Source organism: Desulfotomaculum copahuensis (assembly GCF_001655685.1).
Classification (GTDB): Bacteria; Bacillota; Desulfotomaculia; order Desulfotomaculales; family Desulfovirgulaceae; genus Desulfotomaculum_G; species Desulfotomaculum_G copahuensis.
In genome coordinates this window covers 96,321-116,319 of sequence record NZ_LYVF01000062.1, presented here as the reverse complement: position 1 = coordinate 116,319, position 19,999 = coordinate 96,321, and the positions used below count along the sequence as shown (strand labels likewise).

Annotated in this window: 18 protein-coding genes and 1 tRNA gene; 6 read left to right on the top strand and 13 right to left on the bottom strand. The window is 58.6% G+C overall.

Annotated features, from left to right (window positions below; translation table 11 throughout):
* Nucleotides 1-101 precede the first annotated feature (101 nt).
* From hemA to A6M21_RS05450, 3 genes are read right to left on the bottom strand one after another with little or no spacing between them, the layout of a single operon-like run.
* Nucleotides 102-1,421, bottom strand: coding sequence for a glutamyl-tRNA reductase (hemA, locus tag A6M21_RS05460; RefSeq protein WP_066666862.1), 1,320 nt, complete (start codon nt 1,419-1,421; stop codon nt 102-104).
* Nucleotides 1,406-2,038 carry a precorrin-2 dehydrogenase/sirohydrochlorin ferrochelatase family protein gene (locus tag A6M21_RS05455; RefSeq protein ID WP_066666895.1) on the bottom strand — a complete coding sequence of 211 codons (633 nt, stop codon included), beginning with the start codon at nt 2,036-2,038 and terminating at the stop codon, nt 1,406-1,408. The genes hemA and A6M21_RS05455 overlap by 16 nt, the downstream gene beginning before the upstream one ends.
* Nucleotides 2,039-2,052: 14 nt before the next feature.
* Nucleotides 2,053-3,018, bottom strand: coding sequence for a polyprenyl synthetase family protein (locus A6M21_RS05450; protein ID WP_066666894.1), 966 nt, complete (start codon nt 3,016-3,018; stop codon nt 2,053-2,055).
* A gap of 292 nt (nt 3,019-3,310) precedes the next feature.
* Between A6M21_RS05450 and A6M21_RS18280 the strand changes: the two genes are divergently transcribed.
* Nucleotides 3,311-3,408 (top strand) — tRNA-Sec (locus tag A6M21_RS18280).
* Nucleotides 3,409-3,447: 39 nt separating this feature from the next.
* On the opposite strand, the gene A6M21_RS05445 is transcribed toward A6M21_RS18280, so the two are convergent.
* Both A6M21_RS05445 and A6M21_RS05440 read right to left on the bottom strand, forming a co-directional pair.
* Nucleotides 3,448-4,515, bottom strand: a complete 1,068-nt coding sequence (locus A6M21_RS05445) for a GerAB/ArcD/ProY family transporter (protein ID WP_161486009.1) — start codon at nt 4,513-4,515, stop codon at nt 3,448-3,450.
* A gap of 499 nt (nt 4,516-5,014) precedes the next feature.
* A complete protein-coding gene (locus tag A6M21_RS05440; protein ID WP_066666860.1) occupies nt 5,015-6,016 on the bottom strand; it encodes a restriction endonuclease in 1,002 nt (333 codons plus the stop codon).
* 154 nt (nt 6,017-6,170) lie between these two features.
* Between A6M21_RS05440 and A6M21_RS05435 the strand changes: the two genes are divergently transcribed.
* From A6M21_RS05435 to A6M21_RS05425, 3 genes are all read left to right on the top strand, one after another.
* Nucleotides 6,171-6,728 carry an NADH-quinone oxidoreductase subunit NuoE family protein gene (locus tag A6M21_RS05435; protein ID WP_066666859.1) on the top strand — a complete coding sequence of 186 codons (558 nt, stop codon included), beginning with the start codon at nt 6,171-6,173 and terminating at the stop codon, nt 6,726-6,728.
* Complete coding sequence (gene nuoF / locus A6M21_RS05430) at nt 6,670-8,544, top strand: NADH-quinone oxidoreductase subunit NuoF (RefSeq protein ID WP_078060409.1); 1,875 nt, start codon at nt 6,670-6,672, stop codon at nt 8,542-8,544. The genes A6M21_RS05435 and nuoF overlap by 59 nt, the downstream gene beginning before the upstream one ends.
* Nucleotides 8,545-8,769: 225 nt before the next feature.
* The gene (locus A6M21_RS05425; RefSeq protein ID WP_066666858.1) at nt 8,770-9,537 is read left to right on the top strand and encodes a YkgJ family cysteine cluster protein; all 768 of its coding nucleotides are present in this window, start codon (nt 8,770-8,772) and stop codon (nt 9,535-9,537) included.
* 171 nt (nt 9,538-9,708) lie between these two features.
* Here A6M21_RS05425 and A6M21_RS05420 read toward each other — a convergent pair whose 3' ends face one another.
* The 6 genes from A6M21_RS05420 to A6M21_RS05385 form a co-directional block, all read right to left on the bottom strand.
* Nucleotides 9,709-10,593, bottom strand: a complete 885-nt coding sequence (locus tag A6M21_RS05420; RefSeq protein WP_066666857.1) for a nitrilase-related carbon-nitrogen hydrolase — start codon at nt 10,591-10,593, stop codon at nt 9,709-9,711.
* A 231-nt stretch (nt 10,594-10,824) separates the two neighbouring features.
* Nucleotides 10,825-11,160, bottom strand: a complete 336-nt coding sequence (locus A6M21_RS05410; RefSeq protein ID WP_066666855.1) for a DsrE family protein — start codon at nt 11,158-11,160, stop codon at nt 10,825-10,827.
* A 353-nt stretch (nt 11,161-11,513) separates the two neighbouring features.
* On the bottom strand, nt 11,514-12,293 hold the full coding sequence (gene purQ / locus A6M21_RS05400; RefSeq protein ID WP_066666853.1) for a phosphoribosylformylglycinamidine synthase I: 780 nt from the start codon (nt 12,291-12,293) through the stop codon (nt 11,514-11,516).
* Nucleotides 12,293-15,154 carry a phosphoribosylformylglycinamidine synthase subunit PurL gene (purL, locus tag A6M21_RS05395; RefSeq protein ID WP_066666852.1) on the bottom strand — a complete coding sequence of 954 codons (2,862 nt, stop codon included), beginning with the start codon at nt 15,152-15,154 and terminating at the stop codon, nt 12,293-12,295. The genes purQ and purL overlap by 1 nt, the downstream gene beginning before the upstream one ends.
* Before the next feature lie 342 nt (nt 15,155-15,496).
* Nucleotides 15,497-15,934 (bottom strand): universal stress protein, encoded by a 438-nt coding sequence (locus tag A6M21_RS05390; RefSeq protein WP_066666851.1) that lies wholly within the window; start codon nt 15,932-15,934, stop codon nt 15,497-15,499.
* A 52-nt stretch (nt 15,935-15,986) separates the two neighbouring features.
* Nucleotides 15,987-16,415 (bottom strand): universal stress protein, encoded by a 429-nt coding sequence (locus tag A6M21_RS05385; RefSeq protein WP_066666850.1) that lies wholly within the window; start codon nt 16,413-16,415, stop codon nt 15,987-15,989.
* A 161-nt stretch (nt 16,416-16,576) separates the two neighbouring features.
* On the opposite strand from A6M21_RS05385, the gene rnhA reads away from it, so the two are divergent.
* Nucleotides 16,577-17,062 carry a ribonuclease HI gene (gene rnhA, locus A6M21_RS05380; protein WP_066666849.1) on the top strand — a complete coding sequence of 162 codons (486 nt, stop codon included), beginning with the start codon at nt 16,577-16,579 and terminating at the stop codon, nt 17,060-17,062.
* 140 nt (nt 17,063-17,202) lie between these two features.
* Nucleotides 17,203-17,388, top strand: coding sequence for a hypothetical protein (locus tag A6M21_RS05375; protein ID WP_066666848.1), 186 nt, complete (start codon nt 17,203-17,205; stop codon nt 17,386-17,388).
* Here A6M21_RS05375 and A6M21_RS05370 read toward each other — a convergent pair.
* Complete coding sequence (locus A6M21_RS05370) at nt 17,385-17,861, bottom strand: DUF456 domain-containing protein (protein WP_066666847.1); 477 nt, start codon at nt 17,859-17,861, stop codon at nt 17,385-17,387. The genes A6M21_RS05375 and A6M21_RS05370 overlap by 4 nt on opposite strands.
* A gap of 153 nt (nt 17,862-18,014) precedes the next feature.
* A complete protein-coding gene (gene feoB / locus A6M21_RS05365; RefSeq protein ID WP_066666846.1) occupies nt 18,015-19,991 on the bottom strand; it encodes a ferrous iron transport protein B in 1,977 nt (658 codons plus the stop codon).
* Between the last annotated feature and the right edge of the window lie 8 nt (nt 19,992-19,999).

Sequence of the window (19,999 nt, the reverse complement as noted above, 5' to 3'; positions counted from 1 at the left end):
TCGCCCCTCAATGGTGGAAGCTTTCCCCCGTCCGGACCATTTTAAGCAACCGGAACGGTTCTTTCCGGCTGTGCAACCGCCGGACGTTCAGGCCGCCGGTCTTACCGTCCGGCAGCCGCGCTGGCCGGATCGCAACCGGTTTTGCGTTCCTGTCCGGCCACCTCCAGGTCAAACAGGTTCTGCAAAATTTCTGTGTACAGGTGTCCCTCCGGTGTCAGGGCATAGGCTTTCAAGCGGCTGATCGGCACATGCAACAGCTGGTTGACAATGGAGTTGGCCAGGGAGGCGACCACTTTGCGGTCGTGGTCCGAAATTTCACCCAGACGGTTCAGCGCCCGGCGCAATTCGTTCTGTTTAATCTCCTCGCCCCACTGCTTTAAAGCAGCGATGGTCGGCACCACAAACTGGGTGCCCAGCCACTGCATGAACTGGTCCAGTTCCTCTTCAATGATCGCTTCCCCCGTAACCGCGGCCTGTTTACGCTGGGCAAGGTTCTGATCCACCACGTGCTGCAGGGCGTCCACATCATAAAGAGTCACTCCCGGCAGGTTGCCGCAGGCCGGGTCGATATCCCGCGGTACGGCAATGTCGATCATCATCAGTTTGCCGCCCGGCCGCCCTGCCATTACCGCCGCCATGTCGGAATAACGCACCACATAATGCGAGGCTGCCGTGCAGCTGATCACAATATCCGCGCTGGCCATATAATCAAACAACCGGTCAAACCTTACCGCCCGGCCGTCGAACTGGGCGGCCAGATCCACCGCCCGCTGATAGGAGCGGTTGGAGACAATCACTCCCGACACACCGTTGGCCACCAGGTGGCGGGCCGTCAGTTCACTCATTTTGCCGGCGCCGATCACCAGCACCGAGCGGCCGGTCAGGTCGCCGATGTACTGCCTGGCCAGTTCCACCGCGGCATAACTGATGGACACGGCATTGCGGTCAATGCCGGTTTCGGTGCGCACCCGCTTGCCCACGGTCAGCGCCTGCTGAAAGAGCACATTGAGCACCCGGTTGGTTGTTCCGTGCCGGCAGGCCGCCTGATAGGCGTCCCGCACCTGGCCCAGGATCTGGGTTTCACCCAGGATCATGGAATCCAGGCCGGCCGTCACCCGGAAAAGGTGACGGATGGTATCATAGAGGGTATGGGCATAAGTGTAGTTTTTAATTTCGGAAATATCCGCGCCGGACTTGCGGGCAAGAAAATCCCGCACGGCGCTCAATCCCTCGTCCATTTCCCTGGTTGCGGCGTAAATCTCCGTCCGGTTGCAGGTGGACAGGATTACACAGCCCTCGATGGCCGGGGCGGCGTTCAACCTGATCAGGGCATCCCCCAGGGAATGTCCGGAAAAGGACAGCTTTTCCCGTACCTGCACCGGCGCCGTCCGGTGATTCACACCAACTACGATGATAAGCATTGCTCTACACGCTCCTTTGCTTGCGTCAGCCGTCCTTCGGCCAACAGCAACAGCACCTGGTCGTCCACCAGGGAGGCCAGGATCCGGTGTCTTTTTTCCGGATCGGAAATATTTTCAAGCAGGCGGGTACGTATTTCGCCCAGCCAGACGGCAAATTCGCCGTATTCCGGGCCGTACCGCCGCGCCAGTTCCTCCTTTATCTTCCTGGCCAGCAGGGGACTGTGACCGCCGGTGGAAACGGCGATCTGCAGCGGTCCCCGGCGCATCACCGCCGGCACATAAAAGTTGCCGTGGGGCGGATCGTCCACCACATTGACCAGCAGGTTGCGTTCCAGGCATTCCTTTGACACCAGGCGGTTGACCGCATCTTGATCGGTGGCGGCGATGACTAAAAAGATCCCGTCCAGGACGGTATTGTGATATTCCCCGCAGTGCCAGTCAATCCGTCCGGCGGCGGCCATTTTCCGCAAACCGGGGCAAACCCGCGGGCTGACCACCGTTACCCGGGCGTCGCAGGCAAGCAGGGACAGCACCTTGCGTTCCGCCACGCTGCCGCCGCCCACCACCAGGCATCTGCGTCCGGCCAGATGCAAAGAAATGGGATAGCATCCACTCACGTCAATCAACCCTTTTAAAAGTTTCTCCGGCTGACGAAATCGGCAATCAAAGACAGGGTTTTTCTGGCCGGGCGGTCGGGCAGAAACTGAAGTTCCCGCTTGGCCTTATGAATATATTGTTGCGCAATGCGCACGGAATATGCTATGCCGCCGCATTCGCCGATCAAGCCAATAGTCCGGTAAACCAGGTCTTCATCCTTTACCGGGGCGAATACCAGCTGCCTTAAACAGTCCTGCCGGGGGCTGTTTTCCAGAGCATAAATCACCGGCAGGGTGATGATGCCCTGACGCAGGTCGCTGCCCACGGGCTTGCCCAGTTGCTGCTGGTCGGCCACCAGATCCAGTACGTCGTCGGTGATTTGGAAAGCCATACCGATATAATGCCCGAAACGGCGCAGCGCCTGGTGAACCTTCGCCGGGGCGCCGCAGGCCGCCGCCCCCAACTGGCAACTGGCCGCGATCAACAATGCGGTTTTGCGGTTGATACGGTAAAAATAATCCTTCACCGTCTGCCCGGTATCAAAGCAGGTGGAAATTTGTTCGATTTCCCCCTCGCACATTTTTACGCTGGTATCGGCCAGCACACGGGGAACCAGCGGCTGTCCGCAGGTGGAAACCAAAATGAGCGCGCGGGCGAAAAGATAGTCGCCCAGATGTGTAGACAGGCGGTTTCCCCACCTTGCCTTCACGGTTGGTTTCCCCCGCCTGGTTAACGAGGCGTCCACCACATCGTCATGCACCAGCGTGGCCATGTGGATCATTTCCAGCGCCACAGCCAGGGGCAGTACTTTTTCCAGCTCGAAATGCGGATCGCATTTTCCGCCCAGCAAGCTCAAGGCGGGGCGCAGCCGTTTCCCCCCCGCCTTGAGCAGGTGCGTGGATGACTCGGTCATCAGTGGATCAGGTGTTTTAACGGCTTTGTGCAATTCCCGTTCTACAGTGTCAAGCTCATCTTTTATTTCATCAAAAAATCGCAGCATTTTACCTGCCCACCCGCCCGTTTTGATCAAGCTTTTTGCCCGGCTTAACCTATTCAACAGCCGGCTGGAAAAATCCTCCCCCAAAAGTTGGCCCGCCTGAAAGTTCAATCATCCGGGGTGGTAAATCATACCTTGCCGCTATTGCGGACAATCCTCTTTCTAGGGTATTATATTTTGGCGAAAAAATCAATGGGAGTGTCTGGTGCCGGGGAAAATAGCTTGTCTTTTATTCCGGTTATGCTATAATACATAATGCATATGTTTTTGGCCGGCGTTACCGCGGCTTCAATACGGGGGTGGATGGGGCCTGGTGGCTCTCCTGGTCTTCAAAACCAGTCGTGGGGCGGCAAACCCGTCCCGGGTGAGTTCGATTCTCACACACTCCCGCCAGCAACAGCCAATCCGGACCGGAAATCCATTCCGGCCGGATTATTTTTTGGGGGTGCTTATCCCCCTGAGCCGGGCGGTGAGCAGCAGGATGGTGGGAATGAACCATTCCACGCTAAAGGAATAGGCAACAAAAGGACCGGTTAAAAAGGCGATCATCTGCGGGTTGTTTGCGAACTGGCTTAGAGACAGGGCAATGGTCAGGATGCTCAGCGGGGCAATCAGCGGCCGTGCTTCCCGCAGCTTGAATAAATGGGTGGCGGCCATCACGGTGGCATAAAGAAAGATACCCACCTTGCCGAACATGCCGAAAAGCCAGATGACGATCCAGACGGCGTCCAGACGGGTTAAAAACTGGCCGATTCCGGCCAGGCGGACCAGTTCAAAAGTGGGATAATTGAGCCGGGCCGTGGTCACACCGAATACGGTGGTGCTGGCCAGGGCGTCTAGTACAAGCAGGAGACTGGTGAGCAAGACGGCGATGATGGCATTGCGCCGCCCCCGGGCGGGACGGGCCAGATAGGGCAGGAACATGGCCAGGACGATGATTTCCCCCCGCCAGGCAAAAGGGTCCAGGCTGGCCAGCAGTACCGGCCTGATGCCGTGCTCCAGGACGGGGAGCAGGCGGGAAAACTGCATGTGTCCGGACACCAGGATGAGCATAAGGCCGAAAAGGGCGAGGATCAACGGATAGGTTAATTCCATCACCCGGGCGATCACTTCCAGTCCCTGACTGACGCCGTAGGCGCAGACGGCGACCATGAGGATGGCAAAAACCACCTGGGGGGTGCGGGGCATGATCGCCGTGGCAATCAATTCACCCAGTTCACGTACGATGATGGCGTTGGTTTGTAAAAAAAAGAATAAATAATACAGACCGGCGGCCTTTCCGGCCGGACCGCCCAGGATCTGTTCCAGGTACTGGACGAGGGTCTGTCCGGGAAACAGGCGTCCCAGGGCACTCACCAGAAAAGCCACATAAAGTCCCGGTATGGCGGCCAGAAGGGCGGTCAGCCATGAATCCCGTCCGGTGGTAGCGGCGGTGAGCCCGGGCAGGAAGACAATGGCGGTGGCGGCCACTGTGCCGATAAGCAGGAATATGGCCTGCAAATCTGAAATTCTCCCCTGTTCTTCATACACGGCGGATACCTCGACGGTCCGGCTTGAAATGGCTGAAGGCAAATTGATACCAGCATATATTTTAAGTTCGTCCGTTTTAAATATACATCCGTCCGGTTCTCACCCGCCGGGTATAGTCGTCGGTTGCCGGGTACCGGTGCGTGGCTTGCGCTTTAATAGCTGTTGTCACCTTGCCGGCTCGAAGGCTCTGGCCTGGAATCAGCGGCTGACAATTCCGGCTCCATACCATCAAAATATTGTAAACTGCTACGCTCTCCGGTTCATCATCAACAATGGCGATAATATTTTTTCCCCCGGATCACAAAGAACCACCAGCCAATAGTGCGGGTGGTTCTTTGCAAAGCCGGGAAAGCCATGGTTATAACCGGAGACCGTTTAGCCCGGGTGTGCCCGGCATGGTACCCGGAGTTATTTTTCCAGTCCGGGTCTGTCTTTTCCGATTCGGGCCGGGTGGTCTCACAATTCTTTTTCAGACCCGGGGCTGCCAGTCGTCCAATCCGGGCGCTGTTTCCATCCTGCCCACGGCCAGGCAGGCCACGGCCAGGACCAGGTTGACCAGGCCGAAAGCCAGATAAAGACCGGCGTAAGGCGTGAAGCGCGCCAGCCAGGCATAGGCGGCCAGCAGCAGGGCGCCTGTGAACAGGTAGCCGCGTGACTTGCGCGGTCTGAAAAAAACCTGCTTCCAGCCGGCAAATGCCTGGCCCGTATACTCCGTTCCGTCCGGTGTTGCGACCTGCGTTTCCGCTTTCGCCCGCCCTTCCAATTGCCTGGCCCGTCCGGCCAGAGCGACCAGTTGGCGCTCATCCAGCAGGGCGATATTGAAGCGGCTTTTGACACTATTGACCAGCCGGACGGCGTCCGGGGTGAATTCGCCGGCAGCTGCGAAAATGGCGTTATTGGTTTTTCCCGCTGGCAGCGTTGCCAGCAGGGACTGCACGGCCGCGCTGCCGGCGGGGGTTTCACCGGCCGGCAGATAATGTACGCTGACCGGTATTCCCAGGTACCTGGCCCGGGAAAAGGGGGACGCCGCTCCTTTTTTCTTGTCTGTTACTTCCTCGAAACGCGGCAGGGTTTTGAGCAGGGGAAACACCAGGGCGGCCAGCTCCTCCCGGCTGCCGGCCTGTTTCAACTTTTCCCGGAACCGGCTGGCCGCCGTCCAAACCTGCTGGTAATGCCTTTCCAGCAACAGCCGCTTTTTCTGCATTTTGCCGGCCAGCCAACCGGCAAACAAGCTGATCGCCGAGGCGGCGGCCAGGGCTGTGGGCAGTGGCCGGATGGCCGCCAGGAAAACGAGCAGAATCAGCCATAGCAACAACAATGTACCGTAGAAGTCCAGCCGGCGGGCCATGATGTTGCGCTGATCCGCCCGCGGTTTGACATAATAGCGCTTCAATTCACCAGCCCGGCGGCGTTTTTGCCATGACGCCAGGGCCAGTTTCAAAAGCCTGCCCGGAAACTGTACAACTGACATATTACGTTCACTCCCCGTTTGCGTACGGAATATTTCCATATGTAATTATTACCATTACTGGTCCGTATTATGTCACTAAGCAAAAAGAATTTTATTCATTTCCCCATGACAAACTAAAAAAGAAACGGGCCGGCGTGGGGGAGGCGATGCAGCCCTGAATGAACAAGAAAAGGAACTGACGGAAAAATACCGGCAGCTGAATGAAGTAATCGAGCACTACGGACAGCAGCCGGGGCAGTTGATCCGCATCCTGCAGCAGGCGCAGGAAATTTTCGGTTATTTGCCCGAAGAAGTGCAGACATACATCGCCGGCAGGCTGGATATGCCGGTGAGCGAGGTCAACGGCGTGGTCACCTTTTACAGCCTGTTTCACACCGAACCGCAGGGCAAATACAAAATCAATGTCTGTCTGGGCACGGCCTGTTATGTGCAGGGTTCCCGGGATATTCTGGCCGAGTTCCGCCACCAGCTTGGTCTGAATGAGAGCGATACCAGCGCCGACGGACTGTTTACGGTGAAAAGCACCCGCTGCCTGGGCGCCTGCGGACTGTCGCCGGTGTTGACCGTCAACCAGGAAGTACACGGGGAATTCAAGCGTCAGGACGTGGGCAAACTGCTGCGTGCCTGCCGGCGGCGGACGGAGGTGAAAAGGGATGATCAACCAGTGGAGCGACCTGCAGCAGATCAAGCGGGAGCGCCTCCCGGACCTTAACGCCCGCCTGGGTAAGGACGGCGCCGCCCCGTGCCTGCAGGTGCTGGTCTGCGGTGGTACGGGATGCACATCTTCCGCCAGCCATCAGCTGCGCGAAGCCTTAAGACGTGAAATCAAAGCCCGCGGGTTGTCTTCCCGGGTGCGCGTGTTTAAAACCGGCTGTTTCGGTTTTTGCAAACTGGGACCGCTGGTGGTGGTTTATCCGGGACAGATCCTGTACTGCCGGGTGGGCGTGCCGGATGTACGGGAGATGGTGGAGCGGCACTTTGCCGGCGGCAAAGTGGTGGAACGCCTGCTCTACCGGGAACCGGCCACCGGGGAAAAGAAACTGCGCCTGCACGATGTGCATTTCTTCCAGGCGCAGCAGAGGGTGGCCCTGCGCCACTGCGGCTTGATCAATCCGGAGGATGTTACCGAATACATCGCCTGCGGCGGTTATTTCGCATTGGCCGATGTGTTGCTGCACCAGACGCCGGCGCAGGTGATTGAAACGGTTAAAAAATCTGGCCTGCGCGGCCGTGGCGGAGGTGGTTTCCCTACCGGCAAAAAATGGGAGATGGCGGCCGCCGCGCCCGGAGCTGAAAAATATGTGGTTTGCAACGCCGACGAGGGAGATCCCGGCGCCTTCATGGACCGCAGCATCCTGGAAGGCGATCCGCACAGCGTGCTGGAGGCCATGGCCATCGCCGGCTATGCTATCGGGGCTGCCGAGGGCTATATTTATGTACGCGCCGAATACCCGATTGCCGTGGAGCGGCTGGAACGCGCCATCCGCCAGGCCCGGGAGCAGGGCTTGCTGGGCCGGCGCCTGTTCAATACCGGGTTTGACTTCGACATCGATCTGCGCCTGGGAGCGGGTGCCTTTGTCTGCGGCGAGGAGACGGCGCTGCTGCGTTCGGCCACCGGTCAACGGGGCGAACCCCGCCCCCGCCCGCCCTATCCCGCCCAGTGCGGCCTGTGGGGCAAGCCGACCCTGCTGAACAATGTGGAAACTTACGCCAATGTGCCGGCAATCATCAGCCGGGGCGCGGACTGGTTTGCTTCCATGGGTACGGAAAACAGCAAGGGGACGAAGGTTTTTTCCCTGGCCGGCAAAATCATGAATACCGGTTTGATTGAGGTGCCCATGGGCACCACTTTGCGGACCATAGTTTTCAATATCGGCGGCGGCATTCCGCATGGACGCAAATTTAAAGCCGTGCAGACCGGCGGGCCTTCCGGCGGGTGCATCCCCGAAGCCGGTCTGGATACACCGGTGGACTATGATTCCCTGCGCCGGATTGGCTCCATGATGGGTTCCGGCGGATTGATCGTGATGGACGAGAGCGACTGCATGGTGGATATCGCCAAATTCTATCTGCAGTTCAGCCAGGACGAATCCTGCGGCCAGTGCACCCCCTGCCGGGTGGGCGTCAAGCGGATGACGGAAATCCTGGAACGGATTACGGAAGGCAAAGGGGAGATGTCCGACCTGGACGAACTGGCGGACCTGGCCCGGGAGGTGAAGGACGCCTCCCTGTGCGGACTGGGCCAGACCGCTCCCAACCCGGTGCTTTCCACGTTGCAATATTTTCGCGACGAATATGAAGCCCATATCCGGGACAAGCGCTGTCCGGCCGGAGTCTGCCGCGCCCTGCTCGATTATGTCATTGATGAGGAAAAATGCGTTTCCTGCGGCCTGTGCGCCAAAAACTGCGTGGCCCGGGCGATCAACGGCGAGAAAAAAGGACGGCCCTATTTCATCGACCGGCAGAAGTGTTTAAAATGCGGTGTTTGTGCGGCTCATTGTCCCCAGGAGGCCATTTACACCGCCTAAATATACGTACTCTAATGTGAAAAAGTCGTTTTCTCAAGGTGATGGTCGTGCCAGAGTTGCGACCATCACCTTTTTCATTTGTGGGTTGTGTTCAATAAATCATGGCCGTTGGGGGCGGTATGCAGCTTTTCCCTTTCCTGCCGCCCTTTTACCTTGCTTCTGACCGTAATAACGTTTATAATGAAGTCGTTTGAGTGGATAATTGATTAGGGAAGAGGGATAAAAATGGACGAAAACCTGACCATCGACAGCAAATTCAAATTTTCCTGCCGTCCCGGTCTGGAATGCTTTGGCCGGTGCTGCCGGGATGTGAACATTTTCCTTACCCCGTATGACGTGCTGCGCATGAAGAAGGCGCTGGGCATTTCCTCGGAGGAATTCCTGGCTCAATACACTGTCTGTCTGATTCCGGAAAAAACCGGGCTGCCGGTACTGGTGCTGAAGATGACGGAAGACGGAAGCAAGCGCTGCCCCTTTGTTACCGCCAACGGATGTCAGATCTACCAGGACCGGCCCTGGGCCTGCCGCATTTTTCCGCTGGACCGCAGCGACAACCGGGAAGAGGAGGAATACCGGTTTATCGCCTCGCCCCCCCGCTGCCTGGGGTTCAATGAGGATGTGGAATTGACCGTGGATGACTACAAGGAGGACCAGGGCATCTACCTGTACGAGGAAATGGAACGCTACTTCCAGGATGTGACCAGCGGCATCAGACTGGAAGGTCCGGTAAAAAACCGGCAGCTGGTGGACATGTTTTACATGAGCTGCTACAACCTGGATAAATTCCGGCGCTTTGTCTTCGAAAGCAGTTTTTTGGACAAGTTTGTCGTGCATCCGGAACTGGTGGAGCGGATCAAGGAAGATGATGTGGAATTGATGAAGTTTGCCCTGAAATGGCTGCGTTTCGGCCTGGCCCAAGGGGACAGCCTGTTGATCCGGGAAGAAGCCTTCCGGGCCAAACAGGCGGAATTGGCCGGGCAGCTCAAGAATTAGCCGGGCACATTTCACAGGCCGGTGCCCGGTCATCAAGCCGGGTTGCTCAACTCCGCTTGCCCGGCGGGCTTTTATGAGCAAAAGTGTGCAAAGACTTATCGTTATCATGATGTTAAAAAAGCCGGGTAGAAACATGGCCCGGCCTTTTTGCGTTCTTTTGCCTGCCGGGGGTCAGCCTTGCTCACCGCCGGCGGTTTTGTTTTCTTCGGCCGGCGGGGGGTCCGGCGCGCCGCGCAGCAGTTCCCGGTAAAGTTCCGGCCGGCGGAAATTCAAATAAAAGTGATAACGCATGGAGCGGGCGCGGTTGCGGCGGATGGTGTTGATCAGCGTGGCATCCAGGTCGGCCAGGAGCATGCCCTCCCGCCGGCTGAAGTCCTCGGCCAGCACATCCCCGCGCGGGTCGAGCACCATCGCCCCGCCGCAAAATTCCTGCTTTTCCGAAGCCCGTCCGACCAGGTTGCAGGCCGCCACAAAAACCGCGTTGTCATAGGCGCGTGCGGCCAGGTATTTCAGCCAGATCGCCCGCCGGTCCCCTACAATTACCGGCGAGGCATGGGGGGCGAAAATAATCTCCGCCCCGCGCAGGGAAAGCACGGTGGTGACCTCCGGAAAGTGCAGGTCCCAGCATATTTCCACGCCGAAAACAGTTTTTTCCGTTTGAAAAACCGGCAGTTCGTTTCCGGCGGTAAAATGCGGGCATTCACTTTTACCCAGGTGGGTCTTGCGGTATTTTTGCACCCGCCCGTCGGGATGGGCGACCAGGTGGGTGATGTAGGGGCGGTCGCACTCCGATTGTTCGGCCAGGCCGGCCAGCACGGTTACACCAGTATCCCGGGCCAGACGGGAAAGCCGGTCCGCACCGGGACCGGGTATAACTTCCGTATACTGCCGGGCCAGTTCCCGGTGGTAACCGGGCACACATAACTCGGGGAAACAGATCAAATCCGCCTTCTCCCGGGCCGCCAGCGCAACAAAATGTTCGATTTTATCCAGGTTTTCCTTGACCAGACCGGTCTTGGCCCGCATTTGCACCAGGGCCAGGCGTGTGTTTTGCATTGTTCAACTCCCGGCAGCTTTTCTTTTCATTATAAACCCGCCCTGTGGAATGTGAAAGCCCGGTTTTTACCGGGCTTGAAATATATGCCGGCATCAGGCGAACATCAAGATGCCGGCAGTTCATCCAAACTTGCGATGCCGGCGGTTTCCCCAAACTTTACCCCGGCCGGTCATGGTGTGATGCGGGTACGGCCGGCGGCCTGCCACCGGCCGTGGGCGTGGATATCCTGGTCAGGGTTTGATATAGGCGTATCCTTCGCCCTGCTTTTTGACGATTTCAGTGATCCCGGCCGGCACCACGGTGACGAACCCGGGCAGCCTGTTTTCGGCAATATTGTTCATATTCAAGGCATTGCGGCAGGCGGCGAAAAATACTCCCGCACGGGCCAGTTCCGCCATTTGCGCCAGTATTTCCGTGCCTCCGCCGGCGTAGGCCAGCACGCCGGCGCCGTTGGCCACCACTTCGATCACCGCCCCGCCCGGCCCGGTGTCCTTGATGAAATTTTTAACGTTCAACAGCACCCGTGGCCAGCGTTCATCTTCATCAATGTGAAACAATGCTTTCATGTCCTGTGGGTCCGCCTGCTTCCGGACCCGCCACCTCCCGGTAAAAACTTTTTAGTCCGGATTGCACCTGTAAATCCATCGTGGACATTCCCGGTTGCTTCGCAATTATTATTATAACCCGTTTTTCCCAGCGGTGGACATTAAGATTGATTATCTTGCGGATAAACAATCTTAATGTTTCAAGCCTGCCGGCGACCGCGCACCGGCAACGCGCACCCCGCAAAAGAGAGGACCAGGTGTTTTCACGGTTATAGTTTATAGTGCTTTTCTGCGGCCGCTTCCAGTTCCGGCGGCCGGAGGGTGCGTTGTATTTCACGGTAAAAAGCAACCACGCAGCCGGAAAAAGCCGGTAACTAGATTTCACGGGCATAGTGCACCGCATTGCGGAAAATGGCCAGGCCGTGCGGCTCCCCTGTTTCTCCGCGGCGCCAGTTCGGGTGCTGGGTGCGTTCGACAAAGCGTTCCGGGTGGGGCATCAGGCCGAGCACCGTGCCGCCGGGGTTACAGATGCCGGCGATGGCATGCAGCGAACCGTTGGGATTGTCCGGGTAATTTCCGGCCGGCCCGCCGCCGGCGCCGGCATACCGGAAAACCACCTGGCCGGCCTGCTCGATGGCCGCCAGGGTGTCTTCCCGGGCAAAAAATTTGCCCTCACCGTGGGCGGCTTGAAAACTCAATACCCGCCCGGCCAGACCGCGGGTGAAAAGGCAGTGGTTGTTTTCCACCAGCAATTCAATCCAGCGGCATTCAAAACGGCCGCTGTCGTTGGCCATCAATGCCGCGCTGATTTCATCCGTCCGCCCGCCCGGCAGAAGGCCGGTGCGCACCAGCACCTGGAAGCCGTTGCAAATACCGAGCAGCGGCTTGCCGGCGGTCACAAATTCCTGCAGCTGTTCTTTTAAAAAGGAGGTCAGCTCCACAGCCAGCACCTTGCCCGAGTGGACATCGTCACCGTAGGAAAACCCGCCCGGGATGACCATGATCTGATAAGCGGCCAGTTTTTCCTCCCCGGTGCGCAGCTGGTTGACATGCACCATCTGCGGCGCGCCGCCGGCCAGGTCGAAAGCGCGGGCGGTTTCCCGGTCACAGTTGGTGCCGTCGGTGCGCAGAACGCAAACGCGGGGCTTTTTCATCATTCGCCCCTCCCTTCGTTTCCGGCCCGCATGCTGCCGAAGATCCGGGCCATCGGTTCCTGCCAGGCCCGTTTCAAGGCGGTTAATGAGACGGAGAACAAACCGGCCGCCGAGATTCGGTCCCCGGCCACGGTGGTCCCCAGCATCTGATGGGGTACCCCGGCGAACAATGCCGCCGGATCAGTATCCGGAGCGGTTTCCACCAGAAAACAGCCGGCTGTTTCGTTGAACAGGAAATGGACCGGGTTTTCCGCCGCCGGTATGCTGATTGCCGCCCCCAGTCCGCCGCCGAAGCACATTTCGGCCAGCGCGGCCGCCAGGCCACCCTCGCTGATGTCGTGACAGGCCAATACTTTGCCCGCGGCGATCGCCCGGTGCACGGCCGTCAGCACCCCGGTCAGCACGGACAGATCGATACGCGGCGGGCTGCCGCCCGGTTGCCCGTACAAATCGCAGTATACCGAGCCGCCCATTTCACTGACGGTGCGCTTGCCGACCAGGGTGATCTTGTTGCCCGCCCCTTTGAAATCGGCGGAAACGGTTCGGTTGATGTCGGGTACCCGGCCGAAGGCGGAAACACACAGTACCGGCGGGATTTTAATCACTGTGCCGTCCGCACCCCGGTAGGTGCTGGACAGGCTGTCCTTGCCGGAAATGAAGGGCATGCCCGTGGTGTCCACAAAATCCACGCAGGCGTCCACCGCCCGGTCCAGGGCGCCCAGTGACTCCGGATCGGGGAAGGGCCAGATGAAATTGTCAATCAGGACCATTTCCTCCGGGTTGGCCCCGGCGGCCACGGCGTTTGACACGGCCTCCGCGGCCGCCCAGAGGCCGCCGTAATAGGGGTCGCTCCGGTTCAGCACCGGGTTCAGTCCGTGGCTGATCACCACCGCCTCCGGCCGTCCCGGCAGCGGTGTGAGCAGCACGGCGTCGTTCGGTCCATCCCCGTGCAGGCCGGAAAATGGCGGCAGCCCGTTCGTTCCCTGCACGCCGTGGTCGTACATGCGCACGATCGGTTCCTTTGAACAGACATTCAAGTGCGCCATTACCCGGCCGTATGCTTCCGTCCAGTTCGCCGGGAGCGTTGTCAGCGGCGCGGCAGCTTCTTCCGGCGGCTGCCAGCATGCTTCCATCCGCCGCCGGGGCAGGCCGTGGTGCAGGAATTCCATTTCCAGATCACACACCACCGTCCCGTGCCAGGTTACCAGCAGGCGCCTGTGTGCGGCGAATGCACCGAGCACGGTGGCCTCCACGTTCAGCCCGCGGCAGATGGCCAGCACCCGGTCCAGGTTCTCCGGCGCCACGGCCAGCACCATCCGTTCCTGACTTTCCGACAGCCAGATTTCCCAGGGACTCAAGCCCTGGTATTTCAAGGGCGCCTGTTCCAAACGGACTTCAACCCCGGTCTCCGCTCCCATTTCCCCGACGGCCGAGGCGAAGCCGCCGGCGCCACAGTCGGTGACGGCGCGGATCAACCCTTCTTCCGCCGCCGCGAGCAAAGCATCGAGCGTACGTTTTTCTTCAATCGGGTGGCCGATCTGCACCGCGCTGGCGTTCACTTCCGTAGTGCGGTGAGTCATTTCCCCGCTGGAGAAGGTAGCCCCGTGGATGCCGTCCCGGCCGGTGCGGCCGCCAATGACCACCACCAGATCCCCCGGCTGCGCCCGGCCTTTTTGAGCGCGGGAAACGGGTAACAGGCCGTAGGCGCCCACGATTACCGTCGGTTTGGCCCGGAAATCACGGTGAAAATGCACGGAGCCGTTGTTGGTCGGGATGCCCATGCGGTTGCCGTAATCCCGCACCCCGGCCACCACCCGGCGCAGCAGGTAGTGCGGGTGCAGGCATCCGGGGGGGATTGCTTCCGGTTTGATGTCCGGCGGGGCAAAACAAAACATGTCCGTGGAGGCGATCACTTTGGCCCCCTGTCCGGTGCCCATGATATCCCGGAACACGCCGCCGCTGCCGGTCATGGCGCCGCCGTAAGGTTCGATGGCCGAGGGCGAGTTATGGGTTTCCACCTTGCCGCAAACCGCCCATCCGTGGTAAAACTCCATCACGCCGGAGTTATCCACGAAAGCGGAAAGCACCAGCGGGTGACCGGCCCGGGCGGTGGCCTGCTGCAGCCTTTTCAGCAGGGGCTCCTTTTTTCGCCCGTTGACCACCAGTTCGGCCTTGAATGTTTTGTGTCCGCAGTGTTCAGACCATGTCTGGGCCAGGGTTTCAATTTCACAGTCGGTGGCGTCGCGCCGGCGGGAAATGAAATAGTCCCGGATCAGGCGCATTTCCTCCAGGTTGAGAAAAAGCTTGTCCCGGCTCAGATCCATCAGCGCGGCGTCGTCCATCTGGCGGATCGGGATGATTTTTGTTTCCCCCGGCCGGCCGGATATTAAAAGCGTGTCCGGCTCCGCCCGCATTACTGTTTCCACCGTCGGGTTGACCAGCAGCCGGTCGAGGATGGTTTCAATATCCGCGGCTGTCACGCCGCCTCCGTAAAAGGCGTATTCGCGGCTCGAGGCGGCGGCCGCAAGGCCGGTGACGCCCAGATCACGGGCCGACTTGCTTAAGGAGGCGGCTTCCGGGTTCATCACCCCCGGCCGGTAGGCCACCTCGACCACCGACGCGGCATCAGTAATCACCGGTTTGTTTATGGTATAAACCTCAAAAACGTCTTCGGCCAGCAGTTTTTCCGCCAGCAGGCGGGCGTCCTTTTCGCTGATCCCTTCAAAACGGTAGACGCGTGCGGTGCGCACGTGCTCCACCGGCGCAATGCCCAGGGCGTGCCGGATTTCGTACAGCACGTCTTCCCCGGCCGGGTCGCGCAGCCCGGGACGGTTGGTCACCCTGACTGTGGTTATGCCCATGAAACAATCACACACCTCCCGTGCAATCATTACAACCGGAAAAAGAAAATATCCCGGCCGGCTGTCGCCGCCAGGAGTAGCACTCCAAAACAGATTGTAGTATATCCGGGCGAAAAATACAACTGTCCTGAATGAATTCAATAGAGTCCGGGCATGCCGGCAAATACCCGTAAAAATACGCGGACAAAACAGCGGCACATCGCCGCCGGTGTTTTCCGGACCGGTGACGGTCCGGCCGGGCGGCAGGAGAAAAGGAAATCACGGCGAATTCTTATTTCGGGCTGCCCGGCCGGAATCCTGGTATAAAAATAATGACGGTTTGGTATACGGGGAACCGGCCTTCTAACGTACAATCAGCACCGGACAAGGGGCGTGCCGGCTGACCCGGTTGCTTACGCTGCCCATCAGGTAGCCCTTGATATCGCTCAGCCCCCGGCTGCCCATGACCAGCAAATCATAACCGCCGTCGCCGGCTTCCTGGCAGATTTCCTGAGCCGGAATGCCGCGTACCATTTTGGTTTCCACTTTGATCTGATAAGGTGCGATTCCTTTTTCCGTGCGCTCCAGAATTTCCTTGCCGCTTTCTTCCAGCTGATCATTGATCAGGCTGTAGGCATCGCTGACTTGTCCGTACCGGCCGGTATAAACAGGCATGATCGGAACAACGTGAAACAAAACCAGCGCGGCATCCATTTTGCTCGCCAGTTCGGCGGCGTGCCGGGCGGCTGTGTCTGCCCGGCTGGAGCCGTCCACCGGGACAAGAATTTTTTTATAAGCCATGACGCGACCTCCCAAGGTAATAGTATTCGCTTTCACATATTGTTATTTAAATTTAACGCACTACCAGTACCGGGCAGGGGGCGTTCTGGGTGACCCGGTTGGTCAGTGCGCCGGCAAGATATCCGCTCGCCTGTCCGACCATGATCACCAGATCGTACTTTCCCTCCCTGGCCTGCCGGCAGATTTCATAGGCCTCGTTGCCCTGCAGGAGTACGGTGTCCAGATTGATACCGTCCCTGAGCAATACGTCATGCATTCTTTCCAGCAGACTGCGGCCGTTCTTATGCAGTTCCGACTGAATTTGTTTGAAATTTTCCGTGATCCGCCCCCCGTTCTTTTTGCTTACAAAGGGAGTGGTGGCCGGAATGACATGGCAAAGGGTGACCTGTCCCTTCACCTGCGTCGCCAGCTCAATGCCGTATTCCGCCGCTTCAACCGCCCGGTATGAGCCGTCCACCGGGACAAGAATCTTATGATACATAAGCAACCCTCCTTTTTATGTGCTTACATTCACAATTCTTTAATTAAATGATACACTTTTCACAAAGGAAGTCAATACCTTTTTCAGACTTAATTTAAAATTTTAGCAGCCTGAAATTATGGTAAAATTATTGGTAACCTGCCCTGGACGGAGGATATGCGATGAGCGAAAAAATGAATGTGGTGGACGTGTATACCGACGGCGCCTGCAGCGGCAATCCCGGTCCGGGCGGCTTCGGGGCGATGCTCCGGTATGGTGATCACGTGAAGGAATTGTCCGGCGGTTACCGCTGCACCACCAACAACCGTATGGAATTGATGGCGGTGATCAAAGCTTTGGAAGCATTAAAAAGGCCCTGCCGGGTTAACCTTTATACTGACAGCCGGTATATCGTCGACGCCATGACCAAAGGCTGGGCGCGGAACTGGCAGACCAACGGCTGGCGGCGCTCCAGCGGGGAACCGGCCAAAAACCCCGATTTGTGGCGGCGCATTCTTGAGCTGGCGGCCGTCCACCGGATCAACTGGATCTGGGTAAAAGGACATGCCGCCAATGAGTACAACAACCGCTGCGACCGGTTGGCGGTGGAAGCAGGCCGGGGGCGGTCGCTGGCTGAAGATGAAGCGTATGTGCGTAGCGGCGGTTAAGATCTTGAAGCATAAACATGCTTGATTTTGGGGAAGGACTGGTGCATTGCAGCGGCGAGGTGCGGCCGCCGGCTTTTATGTTCAAAAGACATGGTCCTTAACAAGACGGTGGAGAACAAGTGTAAAAAGGGGGTCCTACTTTGCACCGGGTGAAAAAGAAAAAGAACATCAGTCAGGTCAATATGCAGGTTAGTGGAGAAAACACCGGCGAAGAAACCGCGGCCGCCGTGCCAGGACCGGCGGCACGGGTGGCGCAATTTCAGCTGAACTCCGCCGGCGGTCCGCTGGACGAGGAGTTTCTGGAAAAAAGCGTTCCGGAAGATTAACGCATACCGGTACGGTAAAAAAACCAGCCGATCAACGTCAGTTGCAACAACATTTTCAGCGGTTTGTTTCCGGCCAGGCCGGCCAGTGTGCCGAAAGCCAGGGGCACGGCACGGTTCAATGGTTTGCCGGCAAGCAGTTCGGCGAAGACCGCCCCGACCGGCGGTCCCCAGAACATGCCCGCCGCTCCGAGGGACAGCACGCCGGCCAGTACGCCCAGCATACCGCCCCAAACCGCCTCCCCGGACAGGTCGCGCCGGAATGCCCTCCGGCGGCCGCCAATGGCCGGCAGCGTAAAACAGAATGCCGCCACGGTCACCGTCAGATAAAAAAAGCGTCCCGGTACGGTGAAGCCGTTGGACAGGCCATAAACCGCCATTCCCAACCAGATCAAGGGCACGCCGGGTAGTACCGGTGTCATGGTGGCGGCCAGTCCGGCGGCGAAGAAGAAACAGGAAATCAACAAGCAGGCCATTCCGTCCGCCCTCCCCCCGGCCCTCTTAACGAAATCTATGCTTTTGCCGCCTGCTAATTTACCGGACCGGTCACGAAAAAACCCGGGCCGGGCCAGGTAATATATACCAGGCCCGGCCCGGGTTTTCCCCGCGGCCTGTTTCCCGGCGCATTTTTAAGCCAGGGCAAGCGCCAGGTGGTAGGCGGCCAGGGAAAGCAGTGCCGCCAGCAGCAAGGTGTAGACCACGGAAAAAAGCGTCCATTTCCATGAACCGCTTTCATTGCGGATGGTCAGGGTGGTGACCAGGCAGGGGATATAAAACATGGAAAAGACAAAGAACGATAGCCCGGAAGCGAAGGGGATGCTGGCCGTCAATACCGCGCCGATGTTGGCTTCGTTGGCGTGGTAAAGCACGCCCAGGGTGGCCAGGGTTGTCTCCTTGGCGGCAAAGCCGGCCATCAGGGCGACAATCAGACGCCAGTCAAAACCGAAGGGATGCCCCAGGGGCTGCATCCACTGTCCCAGGACACCCAGAATGCTGTGATTGATCGAACCGCCCGGAAAGTTGGCCAATATCCAGAGCAGGGCGCTGACCACCGCAATGTAGGTGGCCGCCCGCCGGAAATAGCTCTTGGTCTTGTGCCAGGCGTAGGTGACGATGTTGGACCAGTTGGGCCACCGGTACATAGGCAGCTCGATGAAGAAAGGGTTCTTCTCTGTTTTCAACACCGTAGTTTTTAATATAATGCTGACCAGGCTGATTAACACAAAACCGAGCAGGTAGAGCCCCAGCATGACCCAGGGAGCCACCCGCGGCTGGAAGAAGGCGCCGATCAAGGCTACCGCCACCACCTGCCGGGCCGAACAGATGGTCAAGGGGGTGACCATGATCGTCAACAGGCGGTCCCGGCTGTTATCGGCGGTGCGCGCGGCCATGATCGCCGGTACGTTGCACCCGTAACCCATTAGCAGGCTGATGAAAGACTTGCCGGGCAGGCCCAGCGGCCCGAGCAGGCGGTCCATGACAAAAGCGGCCCGGGCGAAGTAGCCCACGTCTTCCAGCAGGCCGAAGACAGTAAAAGTAATAAAGATCAGGGGGACAAAACTCATCGCCGTACCCACCCCGGCCAGTACGCCGTCGGTGAGCAGGTGGACCGGCCAACCCGGCAGCACCGGCCCCAGGCTGCTTTCCAGCAACCTGCTCAACCAGGCAAAGCCGTTGCCGATAAGGTTTTCCAGTGGCGGCGACAGTTTGAAAATCAAAGAAAAGGCGCCGGCCAGTATAGCCAGCAGAATGGGCACGCCCAGCCAACGGCTGGTCAGCACCAGATCCACCCGGTCGCTGGGGGACAGTTCGCCCAGCCTTTCCCGGCGCACGGCGCTGTCCAGCACGCCGTTGATCCAGCGGTAGCGCTCTTCGGCCAGGCGGGTGGCCCGGTCCGGCAACTGACCGGCTTCCTCCTGCAATGCAGTCAGGTCGGCGGCGCTGACAGTAGCGGCAACCAGTTCTCGTGCCTGCGGATCATCTTCGAGCAATTTGATGGCCAGCCAGCGGTACGGATAGTTGTGAAAATAATAGCCCTGCAGCCGGGCGGTGATTTTCCGGATTAACTCTTCCACCGGCGGTGAAAAATGAAAATTCCCCCGGTTTTGGTTTTTACCGTCGATTGATTGCTCAATTAATTTATAAAGTTCTTCCAAACCCGTTTTCCGGGTGGCCACCACCGGCACCACCGGCAGTCCCAGCGCCCCGGCCAGTGCCTGCAAATCGATCCGGTAGCCTTTTTGCCCGGCCAGGTCCATCATGTTCAGAACCACCACCACCGGCCGGCCCAGTTCCAGAATTTCCGTGGTCAGGTACAGATTGCGCTCCAGGTTGGAGGCGTCCACCACGTTGATAATGGCATCGGGTTTGTTTTCCAATACAAAGTCACGGGTTACAATCTCTTCAATAGTATGGGAAGTAAGGCTGTAGGTGCCCGGCAGATCAATCAGGCTGACTTGCCGACCGTCGGGCAGTGTGAAAACGCCCTCCTTTTTTTCCACTGTTTTACCAGGCCAGTTGCCCACGTGCTGACGCAATTTGGTCAATGCGTTGAACACGGAAGACTTTCCCACATTAGGCTGTCCGGTTAAAGCAATCACCGCCATGACAAACA